Annotated in this window: 5 protein-coding genes and 1 pseudogene; 4 read left to right on the forward strand and 2 right to left on the reverse strand. The window is 40.6% G+C overall.

Annotated elements, in window-relative coordinates; translation table 11 throughout:
- Positions 1–3,524: pseudogene (locus G3O08_RS13045) on the reverse strand (hypothetical protein); the annotation flags it as partial.
- 632 nt (positions 3,525–4,156) lie between these two features.
- Here G3O08_RS13045 and guaA point away from each other — a divergent pair.
- Genes guaA through hemF form a run of 3 tightly spaced genes read left to right on the forward strand, consistent with a single transcriptional unit; the run spans position 4,157 to position 8,433 of the window.
- Complete coding sequence (gene guaA, locus G3O08_RS13050; RefSeq protein WP_163285876.1) at positions 4,157–5,689, forward strand: glutamine-hydrolyzing GMP synthase; 1,533 nt, start codon at positions 4,157–4,159, stop codon at positions 5,687–5,689.
- Positions 5,680–7,503 (forward strand): LysM peptidoglycan-binding domain-containing protein, encoded by a 1,824-nt coding sequence (locus tag G3O08_RS13055; RefSeq protein ID WP_163285827.1) that lies wholly within the window; start codon positions 5,680–5,682, stop codon positions 7,501–7,503. The genes guaA and G3O08_RS13055 overlap by 10 nt, the downstream gene beginning before the upstream one ends.
- A gap of 30 nt (positions 7,504–7,533) precedes the next feature.
- A complete protein-coding gene (hemF, locus tag G3O08_RS13060; RefSeq protein ID WP_163285828.1) occupies positions 7,534–8,433 on the forward strand; it encodes an oxygen-dependent coproporphyrinogen oxidase in 900 nt (299 codons plus the stop codon).
- Here the strand turns inward: hemF and G3O08_RS13065 are convergent, their stop codons facing one another.
- A complete protein-coding gene (locus G3O08_RS13065; protein ID WP_163285829.1) occupies positions 8,434–9,945 on the reverse strand; it encodes a sialidase family protein in 1,512 nt (503 codons plus the stop codon).
- A gap of 282 nt (positions 9,946–10,227) precedes the next feature.
- Between G3O08_RS13065 and G3O08_RS13070 the strand changes: the two genes are divergently transcribed.
- Complete coding sequence (locus tag G3O08_RS13070) at positions 10,228–12,171, forward strand: M1 family aminopeptidase (RefSeq protein WP_163285830.1); 1,944 nt, start codon at positions 10,228–10,230, stop codon at positions 12,169–12,171.
- Positions 12,172–12,237 lie beyond the last annotated feature (66 nt).

The following is a 12,237-nucleotide window of genomic DNA, read 5'->3' on the forward strand; positions in this document are numbered from 1 at the left end:
GAAGCAGATTCACCGCACAGTCCGTCTTGACCAGTGCATTCAGCAGTCAGTTGAGGCTCGTTTTCAATCGATACACTACAAGAATCAGAACAACCGGTTAGATTATCAGTAACAACCACAGAGTAAGGTCCATCTACAAGACCAGAGATCGAAGCCGTTGTTGAGTCGTTACTCCATGCGTAAGTATAAGAACCATCGCCGCTCAATACAGCAACTGAGGCAGAACCAAGTTCGCCACATTGTCCATTTTCAGAAGCACAAGCTATTTCAGGTAGTGGGTTAATGACAAAACTAACTGTGTTTGATTCTCCTGTATAGAAATTATCACAACCGGCTCTTCTAGCACATCGGATAAAATATGTATTTTCTGTGATAGGTCCGGGAATGGTAAGCGTCAATCCTGTTTCACCGGGCACCAGAGACCAATATGGATTTCCAACCACATTGATAACCAGCGTATCGCTCACCATCCAAACAATTTCCAAGTCGCCAATTCCACCAGACGGATCTTCGGCACTTCCGATTACAATCGGCCCTTCAATAGGTCCGCAAGAAACGAGGCCACCACCAATTTCACCTGGATCGGTAACGTTGCAGCATGGAGTTACAGTTATTGTTGAACTGCAAGTCTCTGAACATCCATTTGCATCCGTAACGGTAACAGAATACGTTCCAGCACTCAAGCCTGAAACGGTTTGAGTAGTTGGTCCATGATCCCATGCATAAGTATATCCAGGTGTTCCACCAGAAGGATTAGCGGTAATAGAACCCAAGTTGTCGTTGGTGCAGTTACCATTGGTTGCGTCGCATAATACAGTAGGCGAAGGGTTAATTACAAAACTAACTGTGTTTGATTCTCCTGTATAGAAATTATCACAACCGGCTCTTCTAGCACATCGGATAAAATATACGTTTTCAGTAATGGGACCAGCAACAGTAAGTGTGAGTCCGGTTGAGTCTGTAACAAGAGTCCAGTAAGGATTGCCTACGATATTTGGAACTAGCGTATCGCTGGTCATCCAAACGATTTCAAGATCGCCGAGACCACCAGATGGGTCAGCAACACTTCCGATAACGATAGGGCCATCAAATTGGCCACAAGCGATTGAATCAAGACCGATTATACCCGGATAGGTAATGTTGCAGCAAGGCTCAACAGTGATCGTAGAAGAGCAAGTAGCTGTACATCCATTTTCATTAGTAACAGTAAGTGTATATGAACCAGCATCTAAATTAGAAATTGTTGCCCCGCCAGGGATGACAACATCAGGCAAAGAATCATTTACCCATTCGTACTGATAATCTTCGTTAAACGTAGTAGATATAGAACCTTTGTTCTCATTAGAGCAGTCACCATTAGTTGGAGTGCAGGTAATAGAAAGGATACAACAATCCAGATAATCACCACTAACATTTCCATCAACATAGTTTTCATTTACAGCTGTTACAGCTTCATTCAATTCACTGAATGAATAACTAGAAGCACAGCCACCTAATTTTAAGTTTGCTTCTGTAAGAAGTTCTTCGACTGTCCATCCGGCAAAAGTTCCATTTAGAATAACTAATTCCCGCAAGGGAACTACTCCTGAGGAGAATGTAGGAATATTGTCATCAAATCCGATACTTATTGTTGCAGCGAGCACTTGGCTGATAAAAACATTTCCAGGACAATCGGGGTCAATATCGCTGCCGCTAGGAAGACCCGCTGCTGAGCCACCGCATGGCAGAAATTGCGTAATTGATTGAGCAGATGTAAAACTGAAAGTATTGTCACAACCTATTTCAATCCCGCTAGGAAAACCAGTGCCGAAATTTGCATGAAGGTAAGCCCCAGGATTTCCTCCATTTGGAGAGGATCCCCAACCGCCTTGAGTCTGAGTTCTGAACCCTTCGCACATTAGAGGCATTGGCGGTTGATTCACAATGCATTCCTTCCAAACTTGGCAACCATTTAAATCAGTTACCATAACTGAATACACACCAGCAGAAACATTTTGAATAGAAGGGGTTATTGCACCTGTATTCCACAAATAAGTATAAGGTTCTACCCCGTTGCTTGCAATAATCCCTACTGAGCCATCTGCTGCTTGCCATTGTGATGCATCTGTGGAATTACAGGCTAGTTCAATTTGTGGAAGAACGCTTACAACAATCGAAGCTGTTGTAACTCCTCCATTATCTGTGTCGGTTACTGTAACGGTATATGTAGTAGTTGTTATTGGGCTTACAGTTATTGAAGCGTCTGTTTCTCCAGTTCCCCATAGATAAGTGTAATTTCCGCTGCCTACAATGCCTGATGCAAAAAGTGTAAGAGATTCTCCAGCACAAATTTCAGTACACGAAGGGATATCTAAAAGGCCGGGGCCCTGTGGTAATTCAAAATTAAAATCTCCATGGGCATTAACAGTTTCCAGAGTTGGACCATTACTTGGTTGAGAAAGAATATGAAAGTTTAACCATCCACTAGCACCATAAACCCCTGGGTCATTGAGATGAGCACCTGTTCCAACCTGAAAGGATTCACCCATGCGAGACAGCTCCACAACTGCTCCGCTTAGTGCACCGTTTCCGGTTAATACTCCTTGTGTGGTCGGGTAATAGTACCACGATACGTTACTCACGTCGGATACGCAATTGCCGGCTTTTGGAGATAAGTAAGGGGGAGTAAAGGTTTTACCGGAAAACAAAACATTCAGGTCAAAACTCCAGTTTGGGTTTATTATATTGGTAACTGTTCCGGTAAATGAGGCTGTACCATTCGCGTACTCATTAAACATACCATTGCTAATGGTCCAGAATTTATTGTTACCCGGAAGTAAATTGCCTGACCAAAACGCATAATTTGGATGACTTCCACAACTTGGATTGCTGTTGAGAACTCCAGATTCAGTTGAACTCTGCGTAATATCTGCACAATCTATAATTGCTAAAGGCTGCGGCAAAATGTTGATGGCAACCACATTTGATTCACCAGTAAAGAAGTTTGTGCAACCTGCTCTACGGGCACATCTAATGTAATATGTATCTTGGGTGATAGGCCCAGGTATGGTCAATGTGAGACCAAATTCTCCTGGAACTTGAGACCAATATGGACTGTTCTCATAATTTGGGACATTAACATGACTCATCATCCATACTATCTCCAAAGCTCCACTACCTCCTACGGGAGATGCAGTATTGGTAATGGTCGTTGGGCCATTTAGAGGTCCTGAGCTACTAATGCTTCCTCCAATAGTTCCTCCGTTATCTACATTGTCGCAAACAGGAGCCACTAAGATGGAAGGATTAGCCGCGAATACACGCTCTGACCATAAATCGAGATTGAAGCCAAAATTAATGACGTCATTCTTCTTTATTCCATCTTTAAAAACCAGATTATCCGGTATATCTGACTTGACGTCAGGGCTTTCCGTTTTATTCTTTAGATGATCATAAATTGGTGAATTACTGTGAGCCAGAGAAGCGGCACATAAGAAAAATACTGAAAGGCAAAATGCCCGGCAGAGGGTGGAGAGAGATTTCATAATGTGAGTTTTAGGTTGTTGCTCTATTTGAATAGGTTATTTATAAGGTTATAGTTATGCGAATAATATTGTATGGCGCAGATTACCACAAGTAAAATGCGTATTAATTAGATTTAAGTTGAAATGTGAAATTAGAAATGCTGAAGCGCAGTCTTCCGAATAGAGAAACGAGGGATACGCATCCACTGATGGTGGATTTATCGCGAAAATAGAGCGATCAATAACTCTGTATCTAGATGATTGGTTCATTGGTTAGTTGAATCCTCGAAAACAGATATTTTCAAATGAATTCAAGGCCAAATATAAGTATTAGTTTTGGATTTTCGAGCGACGAATGATAAATAACACCCGACAACTGTAAATAAAGTATAGATGTAAACCCGTCAAACACTTATTATTCAAGGGTTCTTGAAGATTTTTAAATCAGAAGAATTGTTAATAACTTTTTTTGGGTTTTTACTATTCCAAGAGGCTGGAAAGGAGCTATCTTCTCAGAATTTGGAACACGAAGCCTGTCGTTTTAGCAAATAATATCTTTTTTAAATCAAGCTTTCTAAATTTGTTAATAACCCCTTGGAATCTCGCCTTAGAGAAAAGGTGATTATTTGGCTACCGATACTATCTTTGCGTCCATGCAAGAAACTGTTTTAATCCTTGATTTCGGGTCTCAATATACCCAGTTGATAGCCCGTAGAGTGCGCGAACTAAATGTTTATTGTGAAATCCATCCGTACAATAAAATTCCCAAATTGGGTGACCATATTAAAGGAGTAGTGCTTTCGGGAAGTCCTTTTTCTGTTCACGACGAAAATGCTCCACAAATCGACTTGACCCTGTTTCGTACTAAAATGCCCGTTCTAGCTGTATGCTATGGTGCTCAATATATGGCTCATACAAGTGAAAATGGAGATGTGCGAAAAAGTGATAAGCGCGAATATGGTCGTGCCAACTTGCGCTCTGTAGACAGTGCTTGCTCGTTATTCAAAAATATTGGGGTAGGCTCTCAAGTGTGGATGTCGCACGGCGATACTATATTTCACTTGCCTAAGAATGCAAAAGTTGTGGCAAGCACATCAGATGTTGATGTAGCAGCCTACTCTTTCGATGATGAAAAAACTTATGGAATTCAATTTCATCCAGAGGTTTATCACAGCACCGATGGAAAGCAGCTTCTGCAAAATTTCATAGTAGATATATGTGGCTATAGCCAAAACTGGACTCCCCATAACTTTGTTGAAATGGCAGTTAGCGAGCTGATTGAAAAACTAAAAGACGACAAGGTTCTTTTGGGTTTGAGCGGAGGAGTAGATTCTTCTGTTGCAGCCATGCTACTGCATAAGGCTATTGGCGAAAACCTCTACTGCATCTTTGTTGATAATGGTTTATTGAGAAAGAATGAATATGAAGAGGTGTTGCACAGTTACAAAGATATGGGTCTCAATGTGCGTGGAGTTGATGCGAAAGAGAAGTTTTATGATGCCCTTGCCGGGATAAGCGATCCCGAAGAAAAACGCAAGGCTATCGGCAGAATATTCATTGATGTATTCGATGAGGCAGCTCACCAAGTTAAAGACGTGAAATGGCTCGCTCAAGGCACTATTTACCCTGATGTTATTGAATCTATTTCTGTAAATGGACCGAGTGCTACTATTAAAAGTCACCACAATGTGGGTGGCCTTCCAGATTTTATGAAACTAAAAGTGGTAGAGCCGCTCAGGGCACTTTTTAAAGATGAAGTAAGGCTGGTGGGAAAAGATATGGATGTGCCACAAGAGATATTGGGCAGACATCCATTTCCAGGCCCCGGACTAGCAATTCGTATATTGGGCGATATTACATCAGAAAAGGTACGAATCTTGCAAGAAGTCGATCATATTTTTATCAGTAATTTGAAATCATCGGGCGAATACGACAATGTATGGCAAGCGGGAGCAATTTTACTTCCTGTGCAAAGTGTGGGTGTAATGGGTGATGAGCGCACATACGAAAATGCGGTAGCCTTAAGAGCTGTAACCTCCACTGATGGAATGACCGCAGATTGGTGCCATTTGCCCTATACATTGTTGGGTAAAATTTCTAATGAGATAATAAATCGGGTAAAAGGCATAAATCGTGTTGTTTACGATATTAGCTCAAAACCACCGGCTACAATAGAATGGGAATAAAAAAACAATTTGTATTAATATTTGGTATAGTTGCCCTTTTAAGCTCGGCTTGTGCCACAGCACAAAACTATCCTGAACGCACCCGAGACGGTGAAGATTTTTTCGTTTATACCGTAGAACCGGGAAATACGCTTTTCGCAATTTCAAGGCTCTTTTCTGTTAAGACTGAAGATTTGCTAAAGGCTAATCCCGATGCAAAATCTGGATTGTCAATTGGTCAGGAAATTTTTATTCCAAAGGATAAAATAGATAAAAAATCTGCTCGAAAAACAGAGGTCAATATTAGCGGTGAGTACATTCTTCATACCGTTCAAAGAAAAGAAACCCTATTTTCGATTTCCGGTAAATATGGTGCAGATGTAAATGAAGTGATGGAACTAAATCCCGATGCAGCATTAAGCCTCGGAGTGGGAGATGTGATTAGAATTCCGGCAGTGACCAGCACCAAGACAAAAGAGATTTTTCTGGAACCCGCCAGAAACGATACTTTTATGGTACATCAGGTTCTTAAAGGCGAAACAGCTTATAGCCTTGCCAAAGAATTTGAAATATCCGTGGACTCGCTTAGCAAAGCCAACAATAATTTTGAGTCGGGAATGAATGTGGGGCAATGGATTGTGATTCCAAAGTTTAAGGCGAGTTATCTGGCTGAAATTGAAGAAGAATCACCCGTTGATTCAGTCAGTATAGCGTATCCTTCCGGATTTAAAAAGAAGTATAAAATCGGTTTGATGCTACCTTTCGAATTGGCGCACAACGACTCGCTTGATAGAGCTTTGATGGATGGAAAAGATCTCTATATCCTTACCGAAATTTCACTCGATTATTACCGCGGAGCCAAAATAGCACTGGATTCACTTAAAAGAATGGGACTGAACGCTGACGTGTATATATATGATGCCGGAGAAGATTTGGTGCAGCTAAAGGATGTATTGCGTAAACCGGAAATCAATGATCTGGATATAATCTTTGGGCCCATGCACAAAACGAGTATTGCTCTGGTGTCTGATGCCTCAAAAAAGAATGAAACGTATCTCGTATCTCCAAATTCTTTTTCAAACGAGGTTTTTGAAGACAATCCGTTTCTGGTGCGTGCTATGGCTTCACGCGAAACAATGATGCGGTATCTTGCAAATTATGTTGCCATTCAACATCAGGATGATAATGTGATAATGATTAATAGCGAAAGTGCAAACGACTGGCCTTTTAGAAAAATATTTAAAGAGAATTACAACAAGGCTATCGGTAGTTTTTCGAATGTTTTTAGCGATTCTCTTAGATCAGTTGGCATCTCTCTTACAAAACCAGAAAATGTGGATAAATGGCTTCGGAAAGATCAAAAGAATATTTTGGTTGTGCCGAGTAATGAACTTGCTTTTGTAAGCGACTTTATGACCAGATTGTCGCGGATTGATCCCTCATACGAAATTCAAATATATGGTTTGGACAACTGGATGAGATATGATAATATTGATGCAGAGTACAAAAATCGTTTTAGATTAAGATTGGTGGTGCCCAATTTTGTAGATTATCAAAAAGAAGTAACAAAGCACTTTTTGAGAAAATACCGCGAAGAATTCAATATGGAGCCAACCCAATATGGCTATGGATATATGGGTTATGATTTAACGCTCTTTTTTGGCGAAAGCCTTATTAAATATGGTCTTTCAATTCCAGAAGCTTTTAAGCAAATGGAAATGAAGGGTGTAAACTCTGATTATCGCTTTGGCAGATCAACAACGGGAATGGAGTTTGAGAATAAATCTGTTTATATTATTGAATACAACGACTATCAAATTAAACAGGTAAACTAGTGACTCTCTATTAAAAGCTTAACTTATATTATGCCAGATAAAGAGACAATTGAAACCGAGTACAGAAGAATCCAATTACTTATTTGCGATGCCATAGAAAAGGCTGACGGTAAAGGTAAGTTTGAGCCTGATAGCTGGGATCGCCCTGAAGGTGGCGGAGGATTGACCAGAGTTTTGTCAAACGGTAATGTTCTTGAAAAGGCGGGTGTAAACTTTTCTGCAGTTTATGGCGATATGAACGAAGCCATGCAGAAAAACCTGAAAGTATCAGATGCCAATACCTTCTTTGCCACTGGAGTGAGTATTGTTATGCATCCCAAAAATCCGCACGTTCCCATTATTCACATGAACATCCGTTATTTTGAAATGGATAATGGTGCTTACTGGTTTGGTGGTGGTATAGATCTTACTCCGCATTATGTGGTGCCTGCTGATGCCGAATTTTTTCACGATCAGCTTAAGCAGGTTTGCGATAAATACGATCGCACTTATTATGCACGATTTAAAAAATGGGCTGATGATTATTTTTATATTCCTCACCGTGAAGAAACCAGGGGAGTAGGGGGCATTTTTTACGACCACCTCATAGCCGATGAAAACCACAGCAAGCAGTCTCTTTTTGACTTCTCAATTGCTCTTGGTGAGCTTTTTTCAAAAATTTACTCGCATTTTTTAAAAGAAAATGGCGATAAACCATTTACCGCCGCAGAAAAAGAATGGCAATTCATACGCCGAGGGCGATACGTGGAATTTAATTTGGTATATGACCGTGGCACCCGATTTGGCTTACTTAGCAATGGCCGTACAGAGTCTATTTTGATGAGCCTTCCGCAAGAAGCTAAATGGTTCTACAATCACCAACCCGAGAAAGGATCGCGTGAAGCAGAAACGCTTAACTTATTGAAAAAAGGGATAGACTGGGTTAAGTAACTATTCCTTTACCACAAAATTTCTTTTGTAAATTTCCTTCTCACATCTCACCGTAACGGAATAAATCCCGGGCTTAAGAACATTCAGTGTCTTGAATAGTTTTCCATTTGAGGTCAATTTTACATTCTGCCATTGCTTATTCCATAACCCATCTATTGATTCAATGGTAACAGACCCTTGTATTTTCTTGGCCGTGGTGAGATTAATTCCGGATTTATCATAAAACACGGTTAAGTTTATATTCTCTGGATTGTCTAATAAATCTGAATCCACAATCGCTGTCCAAACGCTCAATTTGGTTCCATCAAGCCTGGTCCATGTCGGTCTGATTAATCCGTTATGCGCAGCAACATTGTTATAATCGCCGAAGAAAACAGAACTGTCTGGAAGAAAAGCTGATTCACTTAATTCAACATCTTTAAAGCTTTCACCGCCATCGTTTGAGTATGACATGTAAACATCAGTGCTATCGCTGTCGTAGTTTCGGCGGTCGTGGTATACAACGTAAAGTTTTCCGTTGGTCTGGTCAATATCCATCCAGGTAAAGAATTGCTGTCTCGCCGTTTTATCCTGGTTTACTCTTGTAGGGTCACTCCACGTTTTGCCTTCGTCTTTACTTTTAGTAAGCCAAATATCAGTATCATTCTCACCGTTTCGCTGATCTGACCAGTTGATATAAATCGTTCCATTATTCTTACCTCCTGAATTATCTATTTTCATTATCGGAAAACCGTTGGCACGATAAATGCCCGAAATTCCATATGACCAACCGCCGGGGATGTCAAAAATTTTCTGTTCTCTATCGAACCAGGTGTTTCCTCCATCTTTCGATTGATTAAAAACGAGGCCATTTGGTCCCATCCAGCACACGAATAAGTCGCCATTTGGAGCAACCGCAGGTGCGGCGCCCTCTACCGTGTTGTCATCATCCAGACAATCTCCGTCTACAGAGTTAATCTGCACAGCTTCACTCCACGAATCGCCGTAGTCAGCAGATTTTGAAAATAGAATGTTAGACCGATCTTCCAGATCTTCAGAGTCGTATTTGTCAAATTGAGTCCAGCTTAAGTAGATATTCTGTCGAATAGTATCAAATGCAAACCAGGGCTTATCCTGTGCCTTGGTTCCATTTAAACCGGCATAACTACCGTTGTTAAATGTTAATCCTTTATCAATAGATTTTTGACATACAATACGATCTATATAGCTGCCATTTTCGGGTTTTGAAAGATGGAAATGGAAATAGTTTCCTTTTGAATCAATGGCCACTACAGGGTCTCCCCATGCGCCATAACTGGATTTTTGCACTATCCGACTCCAGCTTACTCCACCGTTTACGGAAGTGTAAATACTCGCAATATTTGCCCCGGCAATCATCTCTGACGGATTGTTTTCGTTTAGCGCAATTGAAATTTCATTGGGGTTATCAAGCGTAGAAATCTGAATATTTGTGTGCTGTGCATGGATTAATCCTGAAAGGAGAAGGGCAGCAGAAAGAGTAAAAAGCTTCATAGTGGGCGATTGTGATTGATGCCCAAAGATAAACACAAAAAAAGAGCCGACCTTGTAGACGGCTCCCTCCTTTTCTATTTTAATGTTTTGGAGCTTTTATTTAGCGATCATTATTTTGTCTATCACCGTTTCGTTGTTTGTTACCATTTTAGCAATGTAAATTCCATTTGGCAAAAATTTAATTGTTCGTTAATATATCTTCAATTTAGCATTTATAGTGAGCCCATCTATATTAAGCATAGAATTGAATCTTTCGATTAACTTTGAATCATAAAATAGCAAATGCATAAAATCGGTTCTTATATTATAGTTCTCTTATCTCTTTCATCAGCTATGCTCTATGGTCAGGAAGATAGCTGGTCAGCTGAAAGAATAGCTGAAATGGAAGGAGCGCGATTTAAATCTGATAAATTTTCATCTCCCAAATCTTCAAACGGAGCGAACTACGATTGGAAGTATGCCGAATGCTTTTGGCAAATAGATCCTGCCGTTAAATACATTTCCGGAAAGGTGAATCATACGGTTGAAATACTGAATGAAACTGATACCGTTTTCTTTGATTTGAGTGATGCCCTTACGGTGAATTCCGTTTTGGTAGAAGGCCAAAACGTCGATTTTCTATTTAAAGATCCGCTTACCCTCGCTATTGTTTTCGCGGAAACGCGCACTTCGGGAGAAGTTATTATTGAAATAAACTACGAAGGAATACCTCAAGCCAACAGTTTTTTATCCTTTACCCAAAGCTTTCATGGCATGGCACCGGAAATATACACTCTATCTGAACCATATGGAGCGCGAGACTGGTGGCCCTGCAAACAAACGCTTACGGATAAACTGGACAGTGTTTTTATAGAAATCACTGTACCTGAAGGACAAAAGGCAGGAAGCAATGGCAAGCTTTTGTATGAAAATGTTAATTCGAATGGTCGTGTTTCGTTTGGATGGAAACATAGATATCCTATACCAGCCTATCTCGTTTCACTTGCGGTAACTAATTATGCCGAGTTTTCTCAAACCATTGTTTTTGAAGATGTGGAGATCAATGTGCTCAATTATGTCTATCCGGAAAGACTTGAAAATGAGCAGGAGCGGAGTGAAGCACTGCCTGGTTTGATGATTTTATTTTCTGATCTGTTTGGAATCTATCCGTATGCTGATGAAAAGTATGGCAATTGCCAGGCGTCTATTCCAGGCGGAATGGAACACACCACGATGAGCACAATGACAAACCTCAATTTTTCACTTTCGGCGCACGAGTTGGCTCATCAGTGGTTTGGCGATAAAATAACCTGCGGAAGCTGGGAGGATATTTGGCTCAATGAATCATTTGCAACTTATCTTACCGGGCTTTCTTATGAGCACTTAACTACACCAGATGATTGGCAAAGCTGGAAGAGTGGTACCCAAGGCAGCGTAAAATCGCAACCCGGAGGCTCTGTATTTGTAAATGATACAACAAGCCGTGATCGTATTTTTAACGGAAGGCTTTCGTATAATAAAGGTGCTTACGTTTTGCATATGCTGCGTTGGATTATGGGCGATGCCGATTTCTTTCTTGCCTGCCGTAATTATTTGAACGATCCCAATTTGGCATTTGGGTTTGCATATACTCCAGATTTGATCGCGCATTTTGAAGCAGTCTATGGAAGCGATTTGTCTGAATATTTCAATAATTGGTTCTATGGCGAAGGTTTTCCTACTTATTCGCTTCGCTGGTCTCCGGCTCAGGCGGGAATCGCTTTTAGTCTGGAACAGACCACTTCGCACCCTTCGGTTGATTTTTATCAAATGCCTCTACCCATTCAGTTTATTGGAGATGAGAGAGATACGATTATAACTTTTAATCACCAATTTTCGGGCGAACAGTTTTATGTACAGCCCGGTTTTGATGTGAAGCAAATTCAAATAGATCCCGATCTCTGGATTATCGCCGATAAGCAGGTAATATATGAACCTGATTCTGATATTGATATAAATGCGATTTCTTTTCAGCCCAACCCCGTTTCATCGCGCTTATGGGTAGCAGTGCGCAATCCTTCATTTGTCGCTGAAACGTATTCAATTATAAATAGCGAGGGCAAGATTATTCGTACGATTTCGCCTTCCGGCGGAATTAGAACTAGCTTTGAGCTAGACGTTTCTGATCTTGCCGCCGGTTTTTATATTTTGAGATTAACAAATGGGAACTCTTCAAAAACGGGATCTTTTTTAGTTGCAAAGCCATAATTTATTTCAAGATTTTATTAGTCACTTAGAGATTTGTACTTTCGTGGAATGTTCTGTTTTCAAGTA

The organism is Cryomorpha ignava (genome assembly GCF_010686655.1).
GTDB lineage: Bacteria > Bacteroidota > Bacteroidia > Flavobacteriales_D > Cryomorphaceae > Cryomorpha > Cryomorpha ignava.